Here is a 25,674-nt window from a genome sequence, read left to right on the forward strand (position 1 = left end):
CCCGTGCGCAGCGCACACCGGCTGCCCGGGCGTGCCTGGTTAACGTCCGTCCGTTCCCCGAGACAGCTGGGAGGCGGTATGACGTACAGGGTGGCCATGGATATCGGTGGCACGTTCACCGATGTCGTCGCGTATGACGAAGTGCGCGGCACCTACTTGGCGGCGAAGGCGCCGACGACTCCGGGCGATCTGGCTGAGGGTGTGTTCGCCGCACTGGGGCGGGCCGTGGACGATCCGGCGGCGATCTCGTTCTTCGTGCACGGCACGACCCAGGGCCTGAACGCCCTGCTGGAACGCAAGGGTGCCCGCGTCCTGCTCCTCATGTCCGAGGGCATGCGCGACGTCTACCACATCGCGCGCGGCAACCGTGACCGCATGTTCGACCTGCACTACCGCAAGCCGGTGCCCCTGGTGGAGCGGCAGGCCACGGCCGAAGCGGGCGGCCGGCTCGACTGGCGCGGCGACGAGCTCCGGCCACTGGATGAGGATGCCGTGCGCGCGGCGGCCCGGCGCGTGCGCGAGGAGGGGTACACCGCGGTCGCCGTCTCCTTCCTCTTCAGTTACGTCAACCCCGCACACGAACTGCGGGCCGGCGAGATCCTCGCGCAGGAACTCGCGGACGACGACGTCATGATCGTTCTCTCGCACCAGGTGGCCGGTGAATGGCGCGAGTACGAGCGCACCTCGTCCGCCGTCCTGGACGCGTACACGGGGCCGGTCGTACGGCGTTATCTCGGTCAGATCGAGGAGCGGTTCGCCGGTCGAGGGCTCGGCGTGCCCGTGCAGGTCATGCAGTCGTCAGGAGGGGTGGTCAACGCCGACTTCGCACGCCGCAATCCGTTGCAGACCCTGCTGTCGGGGCCGGTCGGCGGCACCATGGGCGGGGTCGCCGCAGCCGCGCTCCTCGGCCGCCCGAACGCGATCTGCATCGACATGGGCGGTACGTCGTTCGACGTGTCGCTGGTGCTCGACGGACGGCCGGACATCTCCAACGAGGGTTCCGCGGACGGCTTTCCGGTGCTGATGCCCCTGGTCAACCTGCACACCATCGGCGCCGGTGGTGGATCGATCGCCTACGCCGAAGCGGGCGGCCTGCGCGTCGGCCCCGAATCGGCCGGCGCCGTTCCAGGCCCCGCCTGCTACGGGCGCGGCGGCACCCGCCCCACAGTCACGGACGCCAACGCCGTCCTGGGCCGGGTGGACCCGGAGTGGTTCGCGGGCGGGCACATGACGCTCGACATCGCGGCCGCCCGCCGTGCGGTCGGAGAACTGGCCGGACAACTCGAACTCGATGCCCTGGAGTTGGCCAACGGTATCTGCGACGTCGCCAACGCCAAGATGGCCCAGGCCATTCGCACCTTGACCGTCGAACACGGTCTGGAGCCAAGGGAGTTCACGCTTCTTGCGTTCGGCGGAGCCGGGCCCATGCACGCCGTGGAGATCGCCCGCGAACTGGGCCTCGAGGAGGTGGTGGTCCCGCGTTTCCCGGGCGCGTTCTCGGCCTGGGGGATGCTCGGCACCGAGGTGCGCCGCGACCTCACTCGCCAGTTCTTCACTCCGGGCGAGGCCCTGGACGGGGCCGCGATGGCCGAGGCTCTGGGCGAGCTGGAGGCGCAGGCCTTGGCCGCTCTCGGCGAGCAGGGCGTGCCCGTCGACCGGCGCCGGGTCGAGCACGCCGTCGACATGCGCTACGAAGGGCAGGACTACACCCTGACTGTGCCGTTGGACGCCGCCGACGAGCCGCTCGGTGAAGGTTTCCTCACACGCGCCGCCGCCCGGTTCGCCGCGCTGCACGAGCGCCGCTACGGACACGCGACGCCCGGAGCGCCGGTCGAGTTCGTGACGCTGCGCACGACCGGGCTCGGCGCCCTCCCGGAGGCGGACTCAGTCCCGTACGCACCGCAAACCGGTCCGGATCCATGGGCCGGGCGCACCAAGTCCGTGGTGTTCGGCGGTACTTCATACGAAACGCCGGTGCTGCGCCGAGAACACCTCGCGGCGGGCGACCAGTTCACCGGTCCCGCAATCATCGTCGAGGCCACGTCCACCACCGTCGTACCGCCGGACGCGACCGCCGCCGTCGACGCGCTCGGCGCTCTCGTCATCAAGCTCGGAGGCACCGCGTGAACGCCCAGCCGCCCGCGATCGACCCGATCACCACCGAGATCATCCGGTGCGCCCTGCTCCAGGCCGCCGAAGACATGAACACCGCCCTGATCAGGTCGGCGTACACCCCCACCATCTATGAGGCCAAGGACTGCGCGGTCGCCGTCCTCGATCGCGATCACAACGTTCTGGGCCAGTCATCGGGGCTGCCGATCTTCCTCGGCAATCTGGAGGAGTGCACGCGGGCGACGGAGCGCATGTACGGCCGGGAGGTGTGGTGTGAGGGCGATGTCTGGGTCCTCAACGACTCCTACGTCGGCGGCACCCACCTCAACGACGTCACGGTCTACGCGCCCATCCACATCGGCGGTGAACTGGCCGGGTTCGCGGCCTCCCGGGCTCACTGGCTCGACATGGGGTCGAAGGACCCCGGCGGGTCCATGGACTCCACGACGATCTACCAGGAGGGCCTGCGCATGGGCCCGTTGAAGATCTACGAGGGTGGCGAGCCGTGTGTGCTGACGCAGGACCTGATCGCACGGCAGGTGCGCTTCCCGCAGCCGACGCTCGGTGACATGCGTGCCCAGGTCGCCTGCGCGCTGACCGGCGCCCGGCGTCTCCGGGAGATCGTCGAGCGGTGGGGCATGGACACGCTCCTTGCCGCCCGCGATGCGATCTTCGAGCAGACCGAACGCCTGGAGCGCGAGCAGGTCGCCGCTATCCCGGACGGGGTGTACGAGGCCACGGGCCGTCTCGACAACGACGGTATCGATCTCGGTACGCCTCTGCACGTCACCGTCCGCGTCACAGTCGACGGCGACCGCGTCACCATGGACGTCACCGACTGCGCCGACCAGGCCACCGGACCGGTCAACTGCGGTGCCGCGCAGACCGTGTCCGCCTGTCGGGTCGGGTACAAGCTCCTCGTGAGCGGCGAAGTGCCCCTGAACGGGGGCTCCTTCAAGCCGCTGGAGGTAGTGACCCGGCCGGGCTCGATGCTCGCCGCCATCGAGCCGGCCGCCTGCCAGTACTACTACTCACACCTAGGCCTCGTCATCGACCTGGTGGTCAAGGCCCTGGCCCCGGCCATGCCCGAGAAGGCGGCGGCGGCCTCGTACGGAGACTCGATGATCGTGCAGTTCACGGGCATCGACCCGCGCAATGACAAGTTGTTCGTCTCCCAGGAGGCGACGGTCGGCGGCTGGGGCGCCTGGGCGACCGGCGACGGCGAGTCCTGCCTGATCAACAACGTCAACGGCGCGCTGCGCGACATGCCGGTGGAGGTCCTGGAGACCCTCTTCCCCGTACGGGTGGAGGAGTACGCGGTCCGCCCGGACTCGGCCGGAGCCGGTCGCACCCGAGGCGGCAACGGCGTCGTGCGCCAGTACCGGTTCACCGCCGACCAGAACCTGTCGATGTGGTGGGAGCGGTCGGTGACCCCGGCGTGGGGCCTGTTCGGGGGCACGGCGGGCGCGCCGCCCCGGGCGACGCTCAACCCCGGACGGGATGACGAGCGTTCGGTGCTGAAGGTAAACGCCCTGCCGGTGCGTGCGGGTGATGTGCTGCGCTGCGAGAGCGGCGGGGGCGGCGGGTTCGGGCCGGCCGCCGAGCGTACGGCTGAGGCGGTCGCGGAGGACGTCCGGGAGGGACTGCTCAGTGCGGAGCGGGCACGGGTGGACTACCCGGCGCAGTCAGTCGTTTGACGTACCGTCATGTTCGGTCCGCGGCTCGTCGAGCAGCATGCGGCAGGCAAGGTGAAGGGCGAGACGCAGGTCCGGGTCGTCGGGGTCGCAGCCGAGGGCCCGGATGCGCTCCAGGCGAGCGGTGACCGTGTTGCGGTGCACGGCGAGCCTGGCCGCGGTGGCGGACGGGGTGCCGACGTCCAGGAGCGTTGCGAGGGTCCGCAGCAGGGAGCCGTCCCGGTCGGCGTCCAGCAGCGGCGCGAGCAGCATCTCGGCGGGGCCGCGCAGCGCCTCACGGGGCAGGGCGGCCAGGAGCTGGGCCGGTCCCATCCGGTCTGCCCGTACGACACTGCCGGGCTGCGCGACGCGCACGGCGGCCGTCGCGTCGGTGAACGCCCGGCCCAGCTCGGCGAGACCGGCTACCGGTCCGGCGACAGCCCCGGCGGCGGGCAACAGCAGAGCGGGCTCGGCGAGTACCGTCCGCAGCCTCTTCTCCACGCGAGCCGTCGGGTCCGGCGTGTCGTCCACGCTCTCCCACGCCACCCAGCAGCCGTCGTACGGCACGAGCGGCCCGCCCGGGCCGCTACGCGCCCACCAGGCGGTCAGAAGGGCACCCTGGTCGTGAGCGGGCAGATCCTCCGCGACGGACCGTACGGCGTACACCATGAAGGGGCCGCGCACGGGCCAGCCCAGGGCGACGGCCTCCGCATGCAGGCGGTCGTACACCTCGGACGGGTCTGGCGTGGCGGCCTCGTACGTGGCCTGCCCTCGTGCGACCAGTTCCGCAAGCAGCCCCGAGGCGCGGCGGTCGGTGCGTTCCGCGGCCAGGCGTTCCCGCGCGGCCCATGCCGTCAGAGGGGCGACACAAAGCCCCAGAACCTCCCGCAGTGTCGCATCCCAACCCACCGCGCGGGACCGGGCACGCGCCACGAGCACGGCCAGCCGACCGCCGTCGGGGTCGGGCACCTCCACACGCACGCACACGGACCCTGAGCGCTCGTCGAGCGCCGTGGCACGGCCCGCGAGCACCTCGCCGGAAGTGGCGGTGAGCGCCACGGACGTCGACGGCAGCACGGCGTGCAGCGCCGCGACGACACGGACCGGATGCGGTCCCGCCGCGGCGATGTGCCGAGCGGCGGTGGCGAGCAGCGCGGTGCGACCCGCCTCGGGCTGTGCGACGGCTGAAGCGATGCGCACGGCGGCGTCGAGGGCACTGCCCGCGACCAGAAGCAGCGGGACACCCAGTCGCTCGGCCAGCACGGCGACGGAATCGGGATGCCCGGCCTCCCTCGCGACGACCACACACGCCGCCGCGTGCTCCCAGGCCTTCCGCACGGCCATCTCCATGGTCCAAGCAGCCGCCGCCGCGCCGGCCGTGAGGACGACGGCGGTGTGCGGCTGCAGCCGGTCCAGGGTGTCGAGCCGGTCGACGATGCGCACAGCCCTGACTTCGGCCGTGCCGTCGGCCGGTCCGTACACGGTGACACCGGCGAGCTGCCCCTGCTGGAGGAGCTCCGCGAGCGTCAGGGGGCGGGCTGCGCCGGTGGGGGGTTCGTTCACCGTGCCTCACCTGGTGACCGCCCCGGATCGAAAGACGCCAGTCCCCCGACCTGTGCGAGGCCGCGGCCCTCGGGGGTGTGCCAGGCCGGCGCCGCCTCGATGACGACCACCTCGACTTCCGTGCCGGGCAGGGCTCGCTCGACGTCCACTACGCGCCGGTCGGCGGCGGACAGGATGAGGATCTGGTCCGGCGCTGCGGCCGCGACGGCACCGTCCGCGAGTGCGAGCAGCACTTCGTTGTGCGCTTCGAGACGGAACCGGCGGCGTAGGCCGTCGGCCTCGTCGATCAGCACACTGGTGGGCCCGGAGGGCAGTGCGACGGCATCCGCCCACGGGTGCGCGTGTCCGAAGCTCTCGTCGTACGCGGCTGTGGACTGCTCCACGGCGGCGATACGGCCCCGGCAAAGCCTCCGAATCGGCCAGGAGGCGAATCGCTCGCGTTCCGGCACCGTGCCGGCGGCAAGGGCACGGCTGACGGTGGAGCGCACCAGGCAGTTGGCCAGCTCGGCGCCGTCCATGGGATAGGCCGCGGCGACCGCCCAGCCACCGGCGGCCAGGACCAGGGGACGTACCAGGTCCTCGACGTGGCTGCCCGCCGACTCGACGGTGATCACGTCTCCGCTGGGGGTGCCGAGCGCGAGCGGGGCGGGGGGTACTCCGGCCAACGTGAAGACGGTCTGTTCCAGGAGCGGCAGCACGCGTCCGCAGCCGTCCCCGTCGATCAGGGGAAGGCCGCACCGGGCGGCGGTGGCGAGAGCCACCAGCGCGTTCTCGGCGGCGGTGTTGATGGCGACGACAGCTTCCGCGGGGCGGCCTACGACCCGCTCCACGGCACGTACGGCCTTCAAGGCTTCGCCCCCGGTGGGCAGTTGCTCGGCGAGGGCGGCCGAGGCGCCCGCCAGGGTGACGGTGACGCACAGGCCGACACCGTCGAGCCGGTCGGGCGGCAGCAAGGGCACTGGACCGTGCGCGGCGAGTTCGGCGCCCGCCCAGTCGAGGGCGACACGGTACGCGGACTCCTCGGTGCCGGCCGCGAGCACCCGCGCACCGACCGCCAGGTGCTCCAATTCCACGGCGGTCAGCAGCTGCGGGACGGCGCTCATGCGCGTGCCCCTGTCAGCGGCTCCCCCGTCGCGCGTACCGTCACGCGGTGGACGCCGGCGGGCAGATACGCGACCGGCGCGTGGGCCATGCTTTCGATCCGGACCGTGGCGGGGGCCGAGCCCGCTGCCACGGCGCGCGAGAGCGCGTGGTCCCGAGCCGCGGCGAGCAGTTGCTCGAGCTCGGAGCGTCCGGCCGCGGCCACGAGCTGCTCGAACTCGATGCTGCAATCGGCGGTGGCCGCGAACCGAGCGGCGTCGGTCAACCGCGCGGCGCGCAGGACGGGGTCGGCGGGCGCGCCGATGCTCTCCGCGTCACCGCCGGTGTACACCAGCTCGGCGTCGGGAACACGATCGAGCTCCTGGGTGATGAGCCGGGCCACGTCCGCGGGCGCCGCTGATGGCCCACCATGGGGTCCCGACCGCACTTCGCGGATCTCCGGCGAGCCGAGTTGCACCCGTACACCGAGGGGACCGCATCGTGGCCGCGGCGAGCGTTCGGGTTCGCCGCGGTCGACGGCGAGGCAGCGTACGGACTGGGCGCCCGCGTCGACCACGACGGCCCTGTCGGCGCCGGAGCGGGCGGCTGCGCCGCGGGCGGCGCAGGCCGTGGAGGGCGCGGTGGCGATCACCGGGTGGCGGCGGAAGTACTCGGCGGAGACGAGGCCGCCGTCGTCGCGGGCGAAGAACACGGGCGCGGCCGACCCGGCCGCCCGCAAGGCATGAGCGGCCTCGGCGGCAAGGTCCGCGGCCCAGCCGCCCAGGGCGGCGTTGAGGACGGTGGCGTTCTCTCGTTCGCGCAGCCCGGCGGAGCCGATCTCGTGGGAGAGGCTGATGGCCGCGCCGGGCACGGTCTCCGCGATGACTGTGGCAGCGTCCAGTTCGGGCCCGGGACGAGCGGGCGCGCCGGCCGCGCACACGGCGAAGGCAGAGACGCCCGCCGAGCGGGCCCGGTCCGCGAAGTCCGCGACGGCGGCCCGGTCCAGGGATGCCAGCGGCCGTCCGGTCACCGAACTGGCGCCGCGGACCACGGCGCTGAGTGTGCCGACGGCGGCCCGGGCTCGATCGGGCCAGTCGGCGAGCGGAGAGAGCGCCGGATGACTCGCGGGCGCGATGCGCAGGACGCCCACCCGACGCGGCCGGTGGGGCCGTCGGGCGAGGTCGGTGACGACAGCGGCCAGGCCGACCGGTGCGGGAAAGGGACCCAGCTCGGCAAGGACGCGGCGCAACGACTCGGCAGTCCCCGGAGCGCTGTCGACGACGGCGTCCGCCACCACGCGCCCGCTTCCGTCGACGAGCACCGCCACGCAGGTGGCACGCCCCAGGTCGATACCGAGTCTCACGCGCACATCCTTCCACTGCAGTCCGCCGAGCCGTGCGGCAGGCCCCGGCGACCTGCGGTTACTCGAGATCCTTGCCCTCGGTCTCCGGCAGCGGCAGCGCGCACAGCAGGGCCACCGCGAGGAACGCCATGATGAACAGGATCGTCGACGAATAGCCGGTGGCCCGGGCCAGGAGGTAGCCGACGACGGACGGGGCGAGCGCAGTCGCACCCAGCTGCGCAGCTGTGGCCCACGCATACCCGGTGGCCCGCAGCGAGGTCGGGTAGAACTCGCCGTTCCAGGTGTTCCACACACCCCACGCCCCGAGGAAGAAGAAGGACAGGGCGAAGTTGGCGGCATACATCTCGGTCAGGCTGTCCGCGTAGGCGAAGGCCACGCCGGACACAGCGGCCAGGGCGACGTACGGCAGGAACACCTTCCTCCGCCCGAAGCGGCCCGTGAGGTAGGACGCCGAGACATAGCCCGGAATCATGCACACCGCGCTCAGCGCGACGAAGCCGAGGCTGGCGGACATGCTCAGCCCCTTGTCCTGGAGCAGGGTGGGCAGCCAGGTCTGCAGACCCCAGTAACCCCAGTTGAAGGTGAAGTTCACGACGAGCATCAGGACCGTCAGGCGGAGCAGGCGGCCGCGGAAGAGATCGATCGTCTGTCCCTGCCGTTCCCGCACCGCCTCACGGGCGCTGTCGGCAGTGGCGAAGACCGTCCCCTCGGGCACGTCCGCGCCGAGCCGGCGCAGTACCGCCGCGGCCTCCTCGTGACGCCCGCGTTCGGCCAGCCAGTACGGCGATTCGGGCACCCAGGCGCGGATCGCGAAGACCCAGATTCCGGCGAGGGCGCTGGTGATGGCGACCACATGCCAGCCGAGCCCGCCGACGAGCTGGGTCACACCGACGGCGAGCAGCACGCCGATCGGCCAGCCGATGGACAGGAAGACGGCGGCCTGGCCCCGAAGGCGGGAGGGAAGCAGTTCCAGAAAGTAGGGGAATGTCACAGTGTAGATGCCGGCGAGGGCCAGGCCCGAGAGGAATCGCGTCACCATCAGCACGGTGAAGTTCGGCGAGGCGACACTGGCCAATGCGATGACCCCGTACACGCCCAGGGACCACAGGCACACGTTACGGCGGCCGATCCGGTCCGAGACCGGTCCCCATACGAGACTGCCCGGGATCATGCCCAGCGCCACGGCGGACAGCACCCACCCGATGCGTCCTTCGTCGATGCCGAACTCCGTGCCGAGGTCTCCCGAGACGTAGATCAGGGCCAGTTGCTCCCACGACTCGATGACGAACGCCATGAAGAGGGCGATCGCTGCGAGCAGGTGGGCCCGCCGGAAGGGCATCTCCTCGAACCAGTGCCCGACCGGACGCGGCAGCGCCGCTTCTCTCACAGGGCCTTCTTCGGCACCTGGCACCGCTCCTCGTATAGCGCTCATTGACTGTCCTCCAGGGCCTCGCCACGGCTACGCGCACCCCTCGCATCGAGGGTGGCGGCACCTTAGACAACTTCCGGGGTGCAGCCATGTGCACCGCGCACAGGTCGAGGCCCACTGACTGTGCCGGACGCCTGGCTCGTTCCAGCAGCAGAACAAGTGGGGGATGGGTGTCGTCGGCTGAGCAAGCCTGGCACCTCGCCCGGCCCGCTGGTACGCCCAAAGCGGGCGCGGATCCGCGCCGCCGCCCTCCACCAAACGATCTGTACGGGTGGTTCTGTCACGCGGGCAGGATGGCGATCGTGCACAGCCTCTTGGTAGCCCGGGTGAGGCTGCCGAACCAGCCTGGCTATCTCCAAGGACCGAGCGCGCCTCTCCCCTCGCCTCCACTTCATCGGTGCCAGCCCTACTGCCGGGAGTCGAATGTGACGGAGGACACAGAGGGAGCCCGAGAAACCCGCGTAATGACTCGGTCCCTGCCGCCTCTCTCCAGTGACACGCGCCGCCGAAACCCACGGGCGGCGGAAAGCACTGCTCGGGAGGGCTCCTGCTCATGGACGGTCAGATGAATCAGCGGACGTTGCTGTTGCTGCTTGTGGGCGGCGGCACGGTGTACATCGCGTTCGAGCATCCCTCGTTCGGCACCGCCCTGTTGGTCGGCGTCGGAGTGGTGACGCTGCTGCATCTTCTGCTGAAGGACCGCTGACGATGATCGCTGTCGAGTAGGCCTCTGGCTCGCCCCGGACTAATCGCGCGCCAGCGATTGCCGCCACAGCAAGTGCTGCATCTGCCGTCGAGGAATTCTATGTTCGATTCGCGTTCTCGCGACTGAGCGTCGTGTCAGGTCTTCGAGGGCGGACCGGTCACGGGCCATCGCACGCTCCGGGCCATTCGACCGCGCATGGCCCGGCACTGGCGTGCGGACGGGCCGTTGGTGGCACGGCAGCCTGGGATTGGTGGCGGCGGAAGTTGCCCGCACCATTCTCGGGAGATGCGCCATGCAACCACCGTCAGCCAGCCCACCGCACCGCTACCCGCCGACACAGCGCCCTTTGTTCCCCGCTCGGGGAGCCCGAGCAGGCGTTCCTCGCTTTCGCCCAGGGTGCTCAGCCGCTGACGCTGCCCGCGCACCTGATCTGCGAAGCCGCGGACGGCGACGTGTGGCCGGTCGATCAGATCCGTACGTGCCTCGCCCACGCCTCCACCCGCCCCGAACTGCGCGAGCAAACCTGGCGTGAGGCGGTCCGACGCGCCCCACGCGTTGGGCGAGCCGTGGGATGTGGTGGCAGCGGCAATGACGATTCGCACGCGCTGGTCTCCGCATTCGGCCTGAACGCGGACCGCAACTGGCTTGCCCGCACCCGCCTTCCGCACCCCGAACGCCACCTGGATCCCGGGCGCTTCCCGGCCGGCGGCCGCGCTGTTGTCGGTGCCGGAACTCGCTGCCCTCGCTCACCTGCCCGTCGACGCGGACGCCCCGGGCATCCAGCGGGCCGGAGCGCGCCCCGTGCTGCCCCCGCCCGCCGTCCCTGAGCCGGCCCCGGTACGTGCGTCAAGCCGCTGGGCAGCTCCGACACGACCGGGCAGTCATCGACCCCGGAGCCGCCGCGCCCGAAACCGTCGCCCAGTGGATCGCGGAGACCGACGCTCGCCGTGCCACCGCCGTTGCCCGACTAAACACCACCCGCCGACCCGCCCCGCCGTCCCGCGACCAGATCGCCGAGCTGGTCAACGCCGCTGGAAACCTCGCAGCCGCTCTACGGCACGCCAAAACCGACAGAAAGAGCCTTCCGTGCTCGCGTTCGTCGTCCGCGCCGCGCCAGTTTTCCCCGCCCGGTTCGGCTGGATGCGTCCTTCGCCGAAGCGGCGCCCATTGCTAGCGTCGAGGCGAACCAGGAGATGGGGGCAGGCGATGGCGGCAGCCGAGGTGATCGATCTGGTGGCGATGGGCGAGGACTTCGTCCGCGACCCGTATCCGGTCTACGCGGCGCTGCGCGAGCGCGGACCCGTGCACAAGGTGCGGATTCCGGAGGGTGCGGAGGCCTGGCTCGTCGTCGGGTACGAGGCCGGCCGGGCCGCGCTCGTAGATCCGCGGTTGTCCAAGCAGTGGACGAACGCATCGCCCTCCTTTCCGATCCCCAGTCCATCTGCGGGGCCGCACATGCTCAACTCCGACCCGCCGGACCATGAGCGGCTGCGCAAGCTGGTCGTCCGCGAGTTCACTCCACGCCGGATCGAGCAGCTCGCGCCGCGCGTGCAGCAGATCACCGACGAGTTGCTCGACACGATGGTGGCGCTTCCGGAAGGGCGGGCCGAACTGGTCGAGGCCCTCTCGTTCCCGCTGCCAATCTCCGTGCTTTGCGAGCTGCTCGGCGTGCCCATGTTGGACCGGGCCGCGTTCCGCTCCTGGACCGGCACGATCCTCACCGACCCCGACCCGGAGGCGCGGCTGGCGGCGACGGGTGAGATGGCCACGTATCTCACCGAGTTACTGGAGCGCAAGCGCCTGGCCCCGGGCCAGGACCTGATGAGCGCCCTGATCCGCACCACCGACCAGGACGGCGACCGGCTGTCTGCGGACGAACTGCGCGGTACCGCCTGGCTGCTGCTGGTCGCTGGGCATGAGACCACAGTCAATCTCATCTCCAACGGCGTGTTGGCCCTGCTGACCCATCCCGACCAAATCGCCGTACTGCGCGAGGACATGACGCTCATGGACAACGCGGTAGAGGAGATGCTGCGCTACGACGGGCCGGTGGAGACGCCGACGTTCAGGTTCACCACCGAGCCGGTCGAGATCGGCACAACGGTCATCCCCGGCGGTGGTGAGCTGGTCCTCGTGGCCCTGGCGGACGCAAACCACGACCCGGCACGCTTCCCCGACCCCGGCCGCTTCGACGTCCGGCGGCCCGCCAACGGTCATGTCGCCTTCGGCCACGGCATCCACTACTGCCTCGGCGCGCCGCTCGCCCGCGTGGAGGCTCGGATCGCAATCCGTGCCCTGCTGGAGCGCTGCCCCGACCTCGCCCTCGACGCCCACCCGGCCGCCCTGACCTGGCGCCACGGCATGCTCATCCGCGGCCCGCATCAGCTGCCGGTCCGGTGGAAGTCCTGACCTTACGCTTGCCGAATACCTCATCCGTGCTGGTCAGGGCGCATGCGTTCACTCGTGGAGGATGCCGCCGCATCGCGTGCGTCCACGTACGTTGAGGTGCGCAATCGTGCCCGGATCTTCGATCGGAGCCGGTAGCGGATGGAGAGGGCGGGCGTTCGCGATGCTGCGCCTGCCGAGAATGTCATCCGTGCAGGCCAGGGCGCTTGTGTGACGGTTGCGGCAGTTTGATCGCTCATGTTGCTTCGTCTCGCGGACTTGGCTGTCACCAACGCTTTCGCTGCCGTGCGGCTGCTGCCGATGAGCGACCGAGACAAGGATGCGGAGATTCTCGTTCTGCGCCACCAGGTCATGGTCGTCGAGCGGCAGCTCGGTGCGGACAGGGTGGAGTTCGGCCCGGAGGACCGCGCTTTCCTTGCCGCTCTGCTGGCGCCGCTGCCTCGGGAGTTCTTGCGTCTGTCCGACCCGACTCCCGTCCTCCCGCTGCCGGACGGGATGGTCCCCATCCCGCGGTTCCGGCTGGAGCAACTCGCCCACTACGACATGCCGAACGAGATCTCCCTGTAGAACGGCATCCACACCGGCGAGCACGTCGGCACCCACGTCGACGCACCGCTGCACTGGGAGTCCGATATGAAGACGTGGACGCCGACAGGCGTGAGCGCCCTCCCATTCCCGTCGGCGGCCGGTATACGTATTGCCAGTTGAGGCCAACCGGACCCGGGTGCAGTCAGCGTGAGTGCGCAGCAAAATCAGGGCTTCGTCAGTTGGCGGGCGATGACGCGCAGGGCAAGAACCTCGTCGGCGCCTTCGAAGATGGACAGCACCCGGGCATCGACGAATAGCCGCGAGATGCTGTACTCCTCCGCGTACCCGTAGCCGCCGTGCAACTGCTGCGCTTCCCGGGTGACCCATTCGGCTGCTCGGCAGGCAAGCTGCTTCACCTGCGCAGCCTCGAGTTGACCGCCGTTGGCCGTCACCGCCCGTGCCGCCGCGAAGGCGAAGGTCCGACACGCAGCAATCAGCGCGGCCATCCTGGCGATCTTGGCACGGGTCAGCTGGCAGTGCGCAAGCGATCGGCCGAAGACCGACCGCTGCTGCGCGTAGTCCACGGCGAGTTCGAGCGCTGACTGCATGACTCCGACGGCACGGGCAGCGGTCTGCAGCCGAGCGTTGGCGAATGCCTGCATCTGCAGGTAGAAGCCGCGGCCGAGGCCGCTGTCCATCCCGATCAGGTCGTCGGCCGGGACGCGCCAGCGGTCGAAGCGGACCTCGAAGGAGTGCATGCCCCGGTAGCCGAGGGTACGGATCGCCCGCCCCTCCATCGATCCGCCTCCCTCCTGGGTGACGCTCCATTCATGGCCGGAGAAGGACGGCTTCTCGACGACGAATAGCGATACTCCCCGGTGTCCTGCAGTGCGGTCGGGGTCCGTGCGGGCGAGCACCAGGAGGTAGTTCGCACGGCCGGCGAAGGTGCACCAGGTCTTGACGCCGTTCAGGACCCAGTCGTCGCCGTCCCGGACCGCAGTGGTGGAGATCCCGGCCACGTCCGACCCGTGATCCGGCTCGGTCACCGCGACACCGCACAGCTTCTCCCCCGCGGCGATGGTCGGCAGCCAGCGGGCCTTCTGCTCCTCGGTGCCGCCTCGGGCGATCGCGGTGCCGATGATCTCGGGACGCGTGATGAGCGAGCCTGCGGCGCCAAGGGAGGCCCGGGAGAGTTCCTCGGTCACCACCACCATGCTCAGCAGCTCATCGACTCCGCCCTCCGCGAAGCCGCCGTACTCGGCGGGGATCGACAGCCCGAAGCACCCCATGTCCGCGAGCCCGTCGATGATGTCCGCGGGGATGTCCTCGTCATCACGGTGGATCCGGTCCGCCACCGGGACGACCCGGTCCTCGGCGAATCCTCGGAACGTGGAGCGCACCAACTGCAGCTCCTCGGAGAGGTGCCGTGGTCCTGCCTCCCGGGTGGCCAGCACCCGGGAGGCCACGCGATCCAGGAACGCCGGGTCGCGTCCCGCGGCGACATGGGCGGCGATGCCGTCCAGTGCTGACCTGTTCACGCCCCACAGGGATTCCCGGCCGGCCATGCGGCCGGCCAGGTCCGCGGCGACGTCGGCGGCGTAGAGCAGCGCCAGATCCGCTTCGGCTTGGCCCTCAGTGCCGTAGTCGAGGAGTTCCGCGGCTGCTGCGACCGCCGACGACATCGACGCCAGGTCGTAGGCCACGGTCTGGTCCTCGTCCGTCGCCCACGACGCGAGGTGCGCGGCCGCCTTGTCGACGACGGCCTGCAACACCTCGACCACGACGCGCGCGGGGACGAGATTCGACGGGTTGTGCTCCATCTCGGAATCCTCAGGCTTGTTCGAGAACGAGAGTGACGGTTTCGGCGACGCAGGCGGGTTTGTCCTGCCCATCGATCTCGATGGCGTATCGCGTCGTGAGAGCGGCTCCCGCCGCGTTGTGGCGCAGGTCGACGAAGTCGGCCTGCGCCCGCAGGCGCGACCCCACGGGCACGGGCGTGGGGAAGCGCACCTTGTTGACTCCGTAGTTGATCCGCGCCTGGCCCAGATCGAGGTGGAAGAGCTGCTGGCCGAAGTGGGGTATCAGCGACAAGGTCAGGTATCCGTGCGCGATGGTGCGGCCGAACGGTCCGGTCGCGGACCGTTCGGCGTCGACATGGATCCACTGGTGGTCCCCGGTGGCATCGGCGAACGCATCGATGCGCCCCTGGTCGACGGTCAGCCAGGCACTGGGCCCGAGCGGCTGGTTGAGGGCGTTCTTCACGTCCTCCAGGGATCCGAAGACTCGAACGGTCATGCCGTCACCCGCTCGAAGACCGCGGCCAGCCCCTGGCCTCCGCCGATGCACATGGTCTCCAGGCCGTACCGGGCGTCCCGGCGGTGCAGCTCGCGGGAGAGCGTCGCGAGCATGCGTACGCCGGTCGCTCCGACCGGGTGCCCGAGAGAGATGCCGGAGCCGTGGACGTTCGTGCGCTCCAGGTCCTCGTCACCGAACTTCCACTCCCGCATGACCGCCAGGGCCTGGGCCGCGAACGCCTCGTTCAGCTCGATGAGGTCGATGTCGTTCAGGGACAGGCCGGCGCGGTGCAGGGCGGCCTCGGTGGCGGGGACCGGGCCGATCCCCATGGTCTTGGGAGCGACTCCCGCGGCGCCCCACGAGACGAGACGGACCAGGGGGCGCAGCCCGAGCTGCTCGGCGCGCTCGTGCGTGGTGACGATGCACATGGCCGCTGCGTCGTTCTGGCCGCTGGCGTTGCCCGCCGTGACGGTCGCGTCCGGGTCGGAGCCGCGCAGGATCGGCTTGAGCCGGCTCAGCGACTCCAGGGAGGTGTCGGCTCGCGGATGCTCGTCGGTGTCGATCACGACGTCGCCGCCGCGGGTCTTCACCGTGGTCGGGATGATCTCTTCGGCCAGGATCCCGTCGGCCTGTGCCCTGACGGCCCGCTGGTGGGACGCGAGAGCCAGTTCGTCCTGCTCCTGGCGTGGGATCGCGTACTCGCGGCGGAGGTTCTCGGCCGTCTCGAGCATGCCGCCGAGGACGGGGTGGTTCCTTCCGCCGGCCGTCTCCCGGGCGCGCGCCAGGCCGTCGTGCATCGCGATGCCGTTCTTCGCGCCCCACCGCATGTCGACCGAGTAGAACGCGGCGTTGCTCATGCTCTCGGTTCCGCCTGCGATGACGACCTCGTTGACACCGGTCTGCACTTGCATGGCCGCGTAGATGACGGCTTGCAGGCCGGAGCCGCACCGGCGGTCGACGTGCAGGCCGGGGACGGTGATGGGAAGGCCGGCGTCGAGCGCGACGACCCGGCCGATCGCGGGCGCCTCACTGTTCCCGTTGCAGTGGCCGAGGATGACGTCCTCGATCGCCTCGGGCGCGATGCCGGTGCGGTCGATCAGTCCCTTGAGGGCGGTCACCCCGAGGTCGACTGCCGTCAGGCTCTTGAACATCCCGCCGTAGCGGCCGATCGGGGTACGGACGGGCTCGCAGATGACCGCTTCACGCATGGCGGGTGCCTTCCTGGCGGGGATCGAACTCGATCGTCAACGTGGTGTGGGGTGTGGGGTCGGCCGCGCCGGAATCCGGGCCGAACAGGCCCAGGGTGAGCGCCTCTGGTGCGGCGTCCTCCGTCCGTCGGAGCTGAGCGGGTTGGCCGCAGAACAGTGGTTTCCGGTTCCTGTGCCGCATGCGCGAAACCCGGGACCCGTGCCCCTCGAGACGGAGCACCTCCGCGAGGGCGAGCGTCATCAACGGCCCGTGCACCACCAGGCCGGGATAGCCCTCGATCCGGGTGGCGTACGGCCAGTCGTAGTGGATCCGGTGGGGATTCGACGTCGCCGCGCTGAACCGCATCAACAGAGTCGGGTCCGTGGCGAGATTCCATGCCCAGTCGCCGGCCGGGGTGAAGGGGGCACTGGCGGGTTCCAGGTCGGCCGCGGGCTTGGCCGGGCTGTCGGAGGACGAGACGGCACCGGAGTCCCGGTAGATGATGTCCTGCCGCTCTTCGATCGCGAGCCGGTCCTTCTCGTCGTACAGCCTGGTCTCGACGACCACGACGACCAACCGGCCCGAGCGCCCAGACTTCTCGGTAACCGACGCGACCGACGCCTCCCGGCGGACCGTGCTCCCCACGGTGAGCGGGGCGTGGAAGACGACGTCGCCGCCTGCGAACATCCGCCGCGGCAGCTCCACCGGAGGCAGGAACGAGCCGCGTGCCGGGTGGCCGTCCACGCCGAGCGCCGACGAGGCCGGCCACCGGGACAGGGCGAGCCAGTGCCACAGCGGCGGCAGCGCGTCTGCGGGACCGATCGCGGGCGTGCCGTCGTCGAACAGGCCGGACAGCGCTGCCACGGGGTGCGGGTCGACCGTCTCGGTGGTGGTGACGGTGTGCGGTTGCCAACTCATCGCCGCTACATGAACCTTCCGCCGGTCACTTCCAGCACCGTGCCGGTCATGTACGAGGACAGGTCGGAGGCCAGGAACAGCGCGACGGAAGCGACCTCGTGAACCTTGCCGGCGCGCTGCATCGGGATCTCGGCCATCTTCTGGTCCCATGCCTTCTGCGGCATCGCCTCGGTCATCGCGCTGCGGATCAGGCCCGGCTGGATCGCGTTCACGCGCACGCCGTGGTGTGCCAGCTCCTTGGCGGCGGCCTTCGACAGCCCCGCGATGCCGGCCTTGGCAGCGGAGTAGTTGGTCTGGCCGACCATGCCGACCTTGCCCGACAGCGAGGAGATGTTCACGATCGCGCCGCACTTCTGCTCGCGCATGACCGCGGCCGCCTTGCGCGTACCGTTCCAGGTTCCCTTGAGGTGGACGTCGATGACCTGGTCGAACTGCTCCTCGGTCATCGTCCGCATCGTTGCATCACAGGTGATCCCGGCGTTGTTGACCATGATGTCCAGCGCGCCGAAGGCGTCCAGCGCCGTCTGGATCAGTGAGTCCACGTCGGAGGATTTCGTGATGTCGCACCGCACCGCCCGCGCCACCGCGGGACCGCCGAGTTCCTTGACGGCCACCTCGGCGGCATCCAGGTTGAGGTCACCGAGGACAACCCTGGCGCCCTCCTTGACGAACAGCTCGGCGATGGCGAGTCCGATGCCCTGTGCGCCGCCGGTGATGATCGCGGTCTTGTCAGCAAGTAGCGCCATGGGTGATCAACTTCCCTCGTTCGTCCGGTTGTTCTTGTTTCGCGCGATCAACTGCGCTGCGATCACGTTGCGTTGGATTTCGTTGCGCTCATGCCCTTGTGCGCAGGGCTCGCGTTCCGGTCGGTCACACACAGCAGACCGATCAGGCCTGAGTGCCGGGCGTTGGAGATCCAGGTCTTCGACCCGGTGATCACCAGGTCATCGCCATCGGCGACGGCGTGCGTGCGCATCGCCTGCAGGTCGCTTCCGCCGCCCGGCTCGGTGAGCGCCATCGTCGCCCGGATCGTGCCGTCCGCCATCAATGGCAGGTAGCTGTCCTTCTGTTCAGGGGTGCCGAAGGTCTTGATCAGGTACGTGATCACCGAGTGACCGCCGATCGCGCCGGCGAGGCTCATCCAGCCGCGGGCCAGCTCCTCGGTCACCCGGGCGAAACACGTCGTGCTCACGTCCACGCCGCCGTACTGCGCGGGTGCCAGCAGGCCGAAGAACCCCAGCTTCTTCATCTCGTCGATGAATTCGGCGGGGTACTGGTCCACCGACTCGTAGTCCCGCACCCGCGGTCGCACCCGCTCGTCGACGAATTCGCGGACCAGCGAGACGATGTCGCGCTCTTCCTCGGTCAGTGCAGTCATCGTTGTCCTCCGTTACGCGCTGTTCGCAGGATGCGATGCGCCCGGTCCACCACGGGCTTGTCCACCATCTGTCCCTCGTGGATGGCGACGCCGTCGGTTGCCGCGACCTCGACCACCGACCGCGCCCACCGCACCTCGTCCTCGGTGGGGCGCAGCGCTTTCTCGGCCGTCGGGATCTGCTGGGGGTGGATGCAGAGCTTTCCGGAGTAGCCGAGCCGGCGGGCGTACCGGACGTCGCTGCGCACAACCTCGGTGTCGTGTACGTCGCCGGTCACGCCGTCCACCGGTGGGGCGAGGTCCGCGGCGGCGGAGGCGAGCACGAGAGCGCTGCGGGAGAAGGCCAGGGCGAGGTGGTCGTCGGGGTCGACACCGAGTTGTGCGGCCAGGTCGAAGCTGCCGAAGGCCAGCCGCTCCACACCGGGCACCGCCGCGATGGTCCGTGCGTCGAGCACCCCGCGCGCGGTCTCGATCAAGGCGATCAGGCAGGACGAGGAGGTGAGCCGACCGGCGAGATCCCGCAGTGCTGCGACGTCCTCGGCCTTCGGCACCATCACCGCACAGTCGTGCGCGGCGATCGCCCGCACGTCCTCCTCGTACCACGGGGTCCCCGGGGCGTTGATCCGCACCGCGCATGTATGGCCCTCGGTCAGCCAGTCGGCGACCTGCTTACGGGCATCGGCTTTCTGCTCGGCGGGCACCGCGTCCTCGAGGTCGAGGACGACGAGGCCGGGCGCCGACTCGTGGGCCTTGGCGAATCGCTCCGGGCGGTTCGCCGGGACGAACAGCAGTGTCCGTGCGTCCCGGACCCGCTCGGTGACGGGAGTCATGCCGCCTCCCGCTCCTCGTCGTGCGTCCGGATGACGCCGGTCTCGCTCAACTTCGCGAGGTCGGTCGAGGACAGTCCGAGTCCGGCTTGCAGCACCTCGTCGGTGTGCTGGCCCACCAGCGGCGACACCGCGGGCGGCGACTGCTCCCCGTCCATCACCACGGGCGATCCGGGCGCCCAGTGCCTGCCGACTCCGGGCTGCCGGACCTCCGCCATCAGCGGGTTCTCACGCAGGAGGCGCGCGTCGTCGGCAGCGAGATCGGTGAAGCTCCGGTACCTCGACCACAGCACGCGAGTCGCACGCAGAGCCGTCTCCGCCTCGGCGAAGGGATGGCTCTCGAACCAGCCCGCGAGCAGCTCGCCGAGCAGCTTGCGGTGTCGATAGCGTTCCGACTCGTCGGCGAAGTCGACGCCGAGCGTGGAAGCCAACGCGGCCACCACGTCGGTGAGACCGGTCGCGCCGAGGAGGTCCCGCCAGTGCCGGTCGGTGAGCGCCACGATCATGATCCGCTCGCCGTCGGCGGTGGTGAAGTCACGGCCGAAGCTGCCGTAGACGTGGTTGCCGCTGCGTTCACGCGGTGTGCTGCTCTGTTGCGCCTCGGCGAGGTAGCCGAGGTTTCCGGCGGTCGCGAGGGCAACGTCCTCGAGCGCGACCCGAACCTGCTGCCCCTCGCCTGTCAGCAGGCGGTGCCGTTCCGCGGCCAGCAGTCCGACCGCCAGGTAGAGCCCGGCGGCGACGTCCCACGCGGGCATCAGGTGGTTCACCGGCTGTGCCGAATTCTCCGGGCCGGTCAGCAGGGGGAACCCTGTCGCCGCCTGGACGGTGTAATCCACCGCGGTTCCGCCGTCCCTGCGGCCGGTGAGCAGGACGTGGATCAGATCGGGGCGACGCTCACGCAGTGTCTCGAAGGTCAGGTCCGGATAGCGCTCGGAGTTGCTGATCACAATCCCGCCGCGGCGTCCTCCGCTGACGATGAGATCACCGACGAGTCGGCGTCCCCCTTCGGAGGACAGGTCCACCTCGAGGGCGCGCTTGCCCTTGTTGAGCCCCGACCAGTACAGGCTTGTCCCGCTTTCCGCCAGCGGCCAGCGGGTGCGGTCGGCGGCGCCGCCGAGCGGCTCGATGCGGATCACGTCGGCGCCAAGCTGGGCCAGGGTCATCCCGCTGAGCGGGGTCGCCACATAACTCGAGATCTCGATGATCCGCGTCCCCCGCAGGGGCTGGGAGCGTTGTGCGTCCGTGTCACGAGGACTGTGCATGGAGCGTCACAGCCTTCCGAGCGAGCGGCCGCCGTCGAGCACGAGCTCGGCCCCCGTCATGTAGCTCGCGTAGTCGCTCAGCAGGAAGCTCGCCACCTCGGCGATCTCCTCGCGGCTGGCGAGCCGCCCCAGGGGCACGGTCCCGACCGCCTGGTCGAAGGCCTCCCGCGTCGTGTGGAGCACCTCGACGCCGGCGGTCCCCTCGGTCATCCCGGGAATGAGGACGTTGACCCTGATGCCGTACGGGCCCCAGGCCGCGCCAAGGGACTTGGTCATCGCGCGGACGCCCGCCTTGGCGCTCGCGGAGTGGACCGTGTCGGGGCCGCCCTGGATGGACATGGTCGATCCGATGTTGAGGACCGAGCCGCCGCCCCCGCGCTCGATCATGTGCTGTCCGACGGTCTGGGTACAGTGCCATGTGCCGTCGAGGACGATGTCGACGACCGCGTTCCAGGCGTTCGACGACATCTTCTCGGGCGCCACCCGGAAGTTTCCCGCGGCGTTGTTGACGAGGTGGTCGATGCGGCCGAAGTCGGCGATCACCGAGCCGATGACCTCCTCGACACGGGGCCGGTCGCGGATGTCCACCTGGTACGCCTTGGCCGTGCCGCCCGCGGCGTTGACGTCCGAACAGACGGAGTCCAACTTGTCGCGGGTGCGGCCCAGCACGGCGATGTTCGCGCCGAGGCGGGCGAGTTCCCTGGCGATCGCCTCCCCGATGCCCGATCCGCCACCCGTCACGACGGCGACCCGGCCGTCGAATGTTCCTTGCTGCAACATGAATTCTCCGTAAGTTGTCAGGCGGCCCGGGAGGCCCCATTCGGTGCGTGCAGGACGACTCAGCCGGTGAAGACCGGCGTCCGCCGCTCGAAGAACGCGGCACGTCCCTCGGCGAAGTCGGCACCGGTGAGCAGCTCGGCCTGTAGGTCGACCTCGGCGGCGAGGACGGATTCGAGGTCCTGTCGTTCCTGGGCGAAGATCCGCTTGGTGCCGGCCACCATCGCCGGTGACGCCGCGGCGAGCCGACCGGCCCGCCGCACGGCCCGGTCCATGACCTCCGTGGGCGGCACGACCTCGCTGACGAGTCCCATCCGGTGGGCCTGGTCGGCGGTGAAGTCGTCGGCGAACAGGATGAGTTCCTTGGCCCGGCCCGGTCCGACCCGCTGGGCCAGGCTCCAGGACAGGCCGCCGTCCGCGGTCAGTCCGATCTTGGCGAAGGACGCGGCGAACCGGGCGTCCTCGGCTGCCACCACGTAGTCGCTCGCGGCGACCAGCGACAGTCCGAGCCCGAACGCCCCGCCTTCGACGGCGGCGACCACCGGCTTGGTCGAGTGGACCAGGGCGCGCGCGATGTCGCCGATCACCGCCAGCCGGGTCCGCGCCAGCTCGGGGTCCTGCGACATCGACCGGATGTCGCCGCCCGCGCAGAACACGCCCTGGGCTCCGGTCAGTACGACCGCCCGGCAGTCGCGGTCGTGCTCCGCGTCGGCCAGCGCGGCGAGCAGCGCCCGCCGGTCGTCGAGGTCGAGGGCATTGCGTCGGGCGGGCCGGTTGAGCGTGAGCGTACGGACGGGGCCGTTCTGGGCAACGAGCACGGTGGGGTCCGTCATCGGGCCGCCCCCTTGAGCATCTGCTTGGCGATGATGACCTTCTGCACCTCGCTGGTGCCCTCGTACACCCGGAACAGGCGGGCGTCGCGGTAGAAACGCTCGACAGGGACCGACCGCATGTATCCCAGTCCGCCGTGGATCTGTACGGCGCGGTCGGCCACCCGGTCGACCATCTCGGAGCAGAAGAGCTTCGCACTGGACGGCGCCAGGCGGCGGTCACTGCCGTCGTCGTACGCCTTGGCCGCTTCAAGCACCATCGCCCGGCCGGCGAGGAGTTCGGTCCCCGAGTCCGCGAGCATCGCCTGCACCTGCTGGAACTCCGCGATGAGGCGACCGCCTTGGCGGCTGGTCGCGGCGTGGTTGACGCTCTCCTCCACCAGCCGCTGGGCGAGGCCGACGCAGATCGCCGCGATGTGCAGACGGCCGCGGGCCAGCGAGCGCATGGCGGCGGAGAAGCCATCACCTTCGACGCCGCCGATCAGCGCGGATGCGGGTACGAAGACGTCGTCGAGGAAGACCTCGGCCGTGTGCGCACCGCGCTGGCCCATCTTCTCGTCCTTGGGGCCGACAGTGAGTCCCTTGGTACCGGACTCGACCGCGAACACGGATATGCCCTGGGTGCCCTCGGTGTCGGTGTTGGTGCGGGCGAAGACCATGAACAGGTCGGCGCGGGTCGCGTTGGTGATGAACCGCTTCTGACCGGTGAGCCGGTAGCCGCCGTCGACAGGCACCGCCCGGGTGCGCAGCCCGCTGGGGTCGGAGCCGGCCTCGGGCTCGGTCAGCGCGAAGGAGGCGATCTTGGTGCCGGAGGCGAGCTCCGGCAGGTATCGCTGCTTCTGCTCCGCGGTGCCGAAGTTGACCAGGACCTGACCGGCGATGCCGTTGTTGGTGCCGAACATCGAGCGGAAGGCCGGCGCGGTGTAGCCGACTTCCATCGCGAGTCGGACGTCCTCGGCCATCGTGAAGCCGAGCCCGCCGTACTCCTCAGGCAGGGCGTAGCCGAACAGCCCCATCTCGGCGGCCTTCGCGCGGATGGTCTCGGGAATCGCGTCGGTCTGCTCGATGACGTCTTCGGCCGGCACGACCTCCTTGCGGACGAAGGTCCTGATCGCGCCGAGTACGGCTTCGAAATCTGCGGCTTCCATGGTTGTCTCCGTTCTCACGTTCATTCGGTCTCGGTCGGCCCGGTCAGCACCGCGAGGGCGTCGACGGCAACGGCACCTTGGCCTTGCGCACCGAGCAGCAGGGGGTTCACATCGAGTTCGGCGATGTCCTCGGACAGATCGGCGGCCAGCCAGGACAGGCGCGCGATGACCTCCGCCGCAGCGTCGACGTCGCGCGGCGTATTGCCGCGCACCGCCCCGAACAACCGGCTGCCGCGCAGCGACAGGAGCAGTCGTCGGGCAGTGTCGGTGTCGACGGGGGCGACGGCGACCTGGCTGTCGGAGAGGGCCTCGACGAGCACCCCGCCCAGGCCGACCACGACGACCGGCCCGAACACGGGGTCGTGCTTGATCCCGACGATCAGCTCGATGCCTGCGGAGGCCATGCGTTGGACCAGCAGCCGGGCGTCCTCCACACCCGCGCCACGGGCGATGCGGAACAGGTCGTCGGCGGCTTCCCGGACGGAGTCGGCGTCGTCGAGCCCGAGTCGCACGCCGCCGATGTCGCTCTTGTGGCCGATCCGGTCGGAGAGCAGCTTGACCGCGACCGGTCCGCCGAGCTCCACGGCAGCGGCCACCGCCTCCTCGGCGGAGCCGACGGGCCGGGCGGCGGCGCACGGCACCCCGTAGGCGGCGATCAGCTGCGTCGACTCGTGCTCGTCGAGCTGCACCCGCCCTGCGGCCCGTGCGCCGGCCAGCAGCGCCCGCGCCGCGTCGGTGTCGACGTCGGCGGGCCGCTGGGGCGCGGGCAGGGCGGGCCGCAGGCTGAAGTCGGCGAGCAAGCCGAGCGCGGCGGCGGCCTGTGCGGGGTCGGTGTAGCAGGGGATGCCGAGGTCGCGCAGGCGCTTACGTGGCCGTCCGCTTCCGCCGGTCCACACCACGACCAGCGGGCGGTCCGTGGACCGGTAGGCATCGGCGACGGCGTCGATGAGCTGCTCGGCGCAGTTGTCCGCGCAGCCGAGCAGCACGGCGATCATGTCGGTGCCGGGGTGCTCGACGGCCACCCGCAGCGCTCGCCGCAGGATGTCCGGTTCGGCGACGAGGGTGCCGGTGAGGTCGACGGGGTTGCGCGGCGATCCGTAGGCCGGGATGGCGGCGGCCATCGTCCGCTGCCAGTCCTCGTCCCAGGCGCGGACCTCGATGCCGTGCGCGGCGGCGCCGTCGGCCATCAGGGCGCCGGCCCCGCCGGACACCGACAGGGAGGTCAGCCGGCGGCCGCGGACCCGGCGACCGGTGGCGAAGACCTGCGCGGCGTCCAGCATGGACTCGGGGCCGTCGACGCGGAGGATGCCGTACTGCCGGACCGCGCCATCGAAGACCGCGTCCTCCCCGGCGAGGGAGGCCGTGTGGGACTGCGCCGCGCGGGCGCCCGCCGCCGACCGGCCGACCTTCACGGCGATGATCGGCTTGTCCCGCTCATGGGCCTGCCGGGCAGCCTCCAGGAGCCTGCGGCCGCCGGTGACGCCTTCGAGGTAGGCGAGTACCACCTGGGTCTGGTCGGTGCGCACCAGGCCGTCGAGGAGTTCGGCCACCGACAGGTCCACCTCGTTGCCGGTGTTGAGGTAATGGGATATCCCGATGCCCAGGTTCTGCGCGGCGTTGAACACGAATCCGCCGAACGCCCCGCTCTGGCTGAGGAAGGCCACCGGCCCCTCGAGCAGCGGCGCGTCTTCGTCGAGCGCCGAACTGAACGTGGGCACGGCCCGGTCCCGCGAGGCGATCATGCCGAGGCAGTTCGGGCCGAGGACTCGTACCCCGCTCTCGTCGATGGCCGCCTTCAGGTCGCGTTGGAGCGCCGCTCCCGCGCCGCCCACCTCGGCGAACCCGGAGGCGCCCACGATCGCGGCGGGGATGCCGCGCTTGCCGCAGGCCCGCACGGCGTCGGCCGTCTGCTCGGCGGACAGCATGATCATCGCCAGGTCGATGTCGCCGTCGACCTCGTCGAGGCCGCGGTAGGCGGGCAGGCCCTGGACGTGGCTGCGGGTGGCGTTGACCGGCAGGATCCGTCCGGTGAACCCGAACCGCTTCAGGTAATCCACCGGGCGGCCGGACAACTTGGTCGGGTTGTCGGACGCGCCGAGGATCGCGATGGAGCGCGGGTGGAGGAGTTTCTGCAGGGCTTCGCCGGTGGAGTGCGGGTGCGGTGCGCTCTCGGGCACGGAGTGGCTCCTTGTAT

The 25,674-nt window shown here is 70.6% G+C and carries 22 protein-coding genes; 6 read left to right on the plus strand and 16 right to left on the minus strand.

Annotation, left to right across the window (positions count from 1 at the left end; genetic code table 11):
• The first annotated feature begins 78 nt into the window (after positions 1-78).
• Together ABT009_RS11980 and ABT009_RS11985 are read left to right on the plus strand one after the other, a co-directional pair.
• Positions 79-2,127: a hydantoinase/oxoprolinase family protein gene (locus tag ABT009_RS11980; protein ID WP_351292305.1), complete on the plus strand. Its 2,049-nt coding sequence runs from the start codon at positions 79-81 to the stop codon at positions 2,125-2,127.
• A complete protein-coding gene (locus ABT009_RS11985; protein ID WP_351292307.1) occupies positions 2,124-3,809 on the plus strand; it encodes a hydantoinase B/oxoprolinase family protein in 1,686 nt (561 codons plus the stop codon). Before ABT009_RS11980 ends, ABT009_RS11985 begins: the two co-directional genes overlap by 4 nt.
• Here ABT009_RS11985 and ABT009_RS11990 read toward each other — a convergent pair.
• From ABT009_RS11990 to ABT009_RS12005, 4 genes are read right to left on the minus strand one after another with little or no spacing between them, the layout of a single operon-like run.
• On the minus strand, positions 3,798-5,348 hold the full coding sequence (locus ABT009_RS11990) for a PucR family transcriptional regulator (protein WP_351292309.1): 1,551 nt from the start codon (positions 5,346-5,348) through the stop codon (positions 3,798-3,800). The two genes, ABT009_RS11985 and ABT009_RS11990, sit on opposite strands and share 12 nt — an antisense overlap.
• Positions 5,345-6,451: a DUF917 domain-containing protein gene (locus tag ABT009_RS11995; protein WP_351292311.1), complete on the minus strand. Its 1,107-nt coding sequence runs from the start codon at positions 6,449-6,451 to the stop codon at positions 5,345-5,347. The genes ABT009_RS11990 and ABT009_RS11995 overlap by 4 nt, the downstream gene beginning before the upstream one ends.
• Entirely contained in the window at positions 6,448-7,791 is a 1,344-nt protein-coding gene (locus tag ABT009_RS12000; RefSeq protein WP_351292313.1) for a hydantoinase/oxoprolinase family protein, read from the minus strand. Before ABT009_RS12000 ends, ABT009_RS11995 begins: the two co-directional genes overlap by 4 nt.
• A gap of 58 nt (positions 7,792-7,849) precedes the next feature.
• Positions 7,850-9,178 carry an MFS transporter gene (locus ABT009_RS12005; RefSeq protein WP_351292315.1) on the minus strand — a complete coding sequence of 443 codons (1,329 nt, stop codon included), beginning with the start codon at positions 9,176-9,178 and terminating at the stop codon, positions 7,850-7,852.
• 595 nt (positions 9,179-9,773) lie between these two features.
• Between ABT009_RS12005 and ABT009_RS12010 the strand changes: the two genes are divergently transcribed.
• From ABT009_RS12010 to ABT009_RS12025, 4 genes are all read left to right on the plus strand, one after another.
• Positions 9,774-9,926, plus strand: a complete 153-nt coding sequence (locus tag ABT009_RS12010; protein WP_351292317.1) for a hypothetical protein — start codon at positions 9,774-9,776, stop codon at positions 9,924-9,926.
• A 1,206-nt stretch (positions 9,927-11,132) separates the two neighbouring features.
• Entirely contained in the window at positions 11,133-12,335 is a 1,203-nt protein-coding gene (locus ABT009_RS12015) for a cytochrome P450 family protein (protein ID WP_351292319.1), read from the plus strand.
• Positions 12,336-12,590: 255 nt separating this feature from the next.
• Positions 12,591-12,899, plus strand: coding sequence for a hypothetical protein (locus ABT009_RS12020; RefSeq protein ID WP_351292321.1), 309 nt, complete (start codon positions 12,591-12,593; stop codon positions 12,897-12,899).
• A 6-nt stretch (positions 12,900-12,905) separates the two neighbouring features.
• Positions 12,906-13,040, plus strand: a complete 135-nt coding sequence (locus ABT009_RS12025; protein WP_351292956.1) for a cyclase family protein — start codon at positions 12,906-12,908, stop codon at positions 13,038-13,040.
• A 44-nt stretch (positions 13,041-13,084) separates the two neighbouring features.
• On the opposite strand, the gene ABT009_RS12030 is transcribed toward ABT009_RS12025, so the two are convergent.
• The 12 genes from ABT009_RS12030 to ABT009_RS12085 all read right to left on the minus strand — a co-directional run bounded on the left by ABT009_RS12030 (position 13,085) and on the right by ABT009_RS12085 (position 25,657).
• Positions 13,085-14,680: an acyl-CoA dehydrogenase family protein gene (locus ABT009_RS12030; protein WP_351292323.1), complete on the minus strand. Its 1,596-nt coding sequence runs from the start codon at positions 14,678-14,680 to the stop codon at positions 13,085-13,087.
• Positions 14,681-14,690: 10 nt separating this feature from the next.
• On the minus strand, positions 14,691-15,155 hold the full coding sequence (locus ABT009_RS12035; protein WP_351292325.1) for a MaoC family dehydratase: 465 nt from the start codon (positions 15,153-15,155) through the stop codon (positions 14,691-14,693).
• A complete protein-coding gene (locus tag ABT009_RS12040; protein WP_351292327.1) occupies positions 15,152-16,363 on the minus strand; it encodes an acetyl-CoA C-acetyltransferase in 1,212 nt (403 codons plus the stop codon). Before ABT009_RS12040 ends, ABT009_RS12035 begins: the two co-directional genes overlap by 4 nt.
• Entirely contained in the window at positions 16,356-17,261 is a 906-nt protein-coding gene (locus tag ABT009_RS12045) for an HTD2 family dehydratase (RefSeq protein ID WP_351292329.1), read from the minus strand. Before ABT009_RS12045 ends, ABT009_RS12040 begins: the two co-directional genes overlap by 8 nt.
• Positions 17,262-17,266: 5 nt before the next feature.
• Positions 17,267-18,007 carry a 3-oxoacyl-ACP reductase FabG gene (gene fabG / locus ABT009_RS12050; RefSeq protein WP_351292331.1) on the minus strand — a complete coding sequence of 247 codons (741 nt, stop codon included), beginning with the start codon at positions 18,005-18,007 and terminating at the stop codon, positions 17,267-17,269.
• Between the two features lie 62 nt (positions 18,008-18,069).
• Entirely contained in the window at positions 18,070-18,639 is a 570-nt protein-coding gene (locus ABT009_RS12055; RefSeq protein WP_351292333.1) for an acyl-CoA dehydrogenase family protein, read from the minus strand.
• Entirely contained in the window at positions 18,636-19,466 is an 831-nt protein-coding gene (locus ABT009_RS12060; RefSeq protein WP_351292335.1) for an HpcH/HpaI aldolase/citrate lyase family protein, read from the minus strand. The genes ABT009_RS12055 and ABT009_RS12060 overlap by 4 nt, the downstream gene beginning before the upstream one ends.
• Positions 19,463-20,725 carry a CoA transferase gene (locus tag ABT009_RS12065; RefSeq protein WP_351292337.1) on the minus strand — a complete coding sequence of 421 codons (1,263 nt, stop codon included), beginning with the start codon at positions 20,723-20,725 and terminating at the stop codon, positions 19,463-19,465. Before ABT009_RS12065 ends, ABT009_RS12060 begins: the two co-directional genes overlap by 4 nt.
• Before the next feature lie 6 nt (positions 20,726-20,731).
• The gene (locus ABT009_RS12070; RefSeq protein ID WP_351292339.1) at positions 20,732-21,505 is read right to left on the minus strand and encodes an SDR family oxidoreductase; all 774 of its coding nucleotides are present in this window, start codon (positions 21,503-21,505) and stop codon (positions 20,732-20,734) included.
• Between the two features lie 59 nt (positions 21,506-21,564).
• A complete protein-coding gene (locus ABT009_RS12075; RefSeq protein ID WP_351292341.1) occupies positions 21,565-22,335 on the minus strand; it encodes an enoyl-CoA hydratase/isomerase family protein in 771 nt (256 codons plus the stop codon).
• Positions 22,332-23,480 carry an acyl-CoA dehydrogenase family protein gene (locus ABT009_RS12080; RefSeq protein WP_351292343.1) on the minus strand — a complete coding sequence of 383 codons (1,149 nt, stop codon included), beginning with the start codon at positions 23,478-23,480 and terminating at the stop codon, positions 22,332-22,334. The genes ABT009_RS12075 and ABT009_RS12080 overlap by 4 nt, the downstream gene beginning before the upstream one ends.
• Before the next feature lie 20 nt (positions 23,481-23,500).
• Entirely contained in the window at positions 23,501-25,657 is a 2,157-nt protein-coding gene (locus ABT009_RS12085; RefSeq protein ID WP_351292345.1) for an acetate--CoA ligase family protein, read from the minus strand.
• Between the last annotated feature and the right edge of the window lie 17 nt (positions 25,658-25,674).

The sequence above is a fragment of the Streptomyces sp. NPDC002896 genome (assembly GCF_040295225.1).
Taxonomy (GTDB): Bacteria; Actinomycetota; Actinomycetes; order Streptomycetales; family Streptomycetaceae; genus Streptomyces.

What these genes read in the sequence shown, in the direction of transcription:
- ABT009_RS12065 (WP_351292337.1), bottom strand. Translation starts at nt 20,725, where the DNA reads ATGCACAGTCCTCGTGACACGGACGCACAACGCTCCCAGCCCCTGCGG.
- ABT009_RS11995 (WP_351292311.1), bottom strand. Translation starts at nt 6,451, where the DNA reads ATGAGCGCCGTCCCGCAGCTGCTGACCGCCGTGGAATTGGAGCACCTG.
- ABT009_RS12015 (WP_351292319.1), top strand. Translation starts at nt 11,133, where the DNA reads ATGGCGGCAGCCGAGGTGATCGATCTGGTGGCGATGGGCGAGGACTTC.
- ABT009_RS12045 (WP_351292329.1), bottom strand. Translation starts at nt 17,261, where the DNA reads ATGAGTTGGCAACCGCACACCGTCACCACCACCGAGACGGTCGACCCG.
- ABT009_RS12010 (WP_351292317.1), top strand. Translation starts at nt 9,774, where the DNA reads ATGGACGGTCAGATGAATCAGCGGACGTTGCTGTTGCTGCTTGTGGGC.
- ABT009_RS12035 (WP_351292325.1), bottom strand. Translation starts at nt 15,155, where the DNA reads ATGACCGTTCGAGTCTTCGGATCCCTGGAGGACGTGAAGAACGCCCTC.
- fabG (WP_351292331.1), bottom strand. Translation starts at nt 18,007, where the DNA reads ATGGCGCTACTTGCTGACAAGACCGCGATCATCACCGGCGGCGCACAG.
- ABT009_RS12030 (WP_351292323.1), bottom strand. Translation starts at nt 14,680, where the DNA reads ATGGAGCACAACCCGTCGAATCTCGTCCCCGCGCGCGTCGTGGTCGAG.
- ABT009_RS12080 (WP_351292343.1), bottom strand. Translation starts at nt 23,480, where the DNA reads ATGGAAGCCGCAGATTTCGAAGCCGTACTCGGCGCGATCAGGACCTTC.
- ABT009_RS12040 (WP_351292327.1), bottom strand. Translation starts at nt 16,363, where the DNA reads ATGCGTGAAGCGGTCATCTGCGAGCCCGTCCGTACCCCGATCGGCCGC.
- ABT009_RS12070 (WP_351292339.1), bottom strand. Translation starts at nt 21,505, where the DNA reads ATGTTGCAGCAAGGAACATTCGACGGCCGGGTCGCCGTCGTGACGGGT.
- ABT009_RS12075 (WP_351292341.1), bottom strand. Translation starts at nt 22,335, where the DNA reads ATGACGGACCCCACCGTGCTCGTTGCCCAGAACGGCCCCGTCCGTACG.
- ABT009_RS12060 (WP_351292335.1), bottom strand. Translation starts at nt 19,466, where the DNA reads ATGACTCCCGTCACCGAGCGGGTCCGGGACGCACGGACACTGCTGTTC.
- ABT009_RS11980 (WP_351292305.1), top strand. Translation starts at nt 79, where the DNA reads ATGACGTACAGGGTGGCCATGGATATCGGTGGCACGTTCACCGATGTC.
- ABT009_RS12055 (WP_351292333.1), bottom strand. Translation starts at nt 18,639, where the DNA reads ATGACTGCACTGACCGAGGAAGAGCGCGACATCGTCTCGCTGGTCCGC.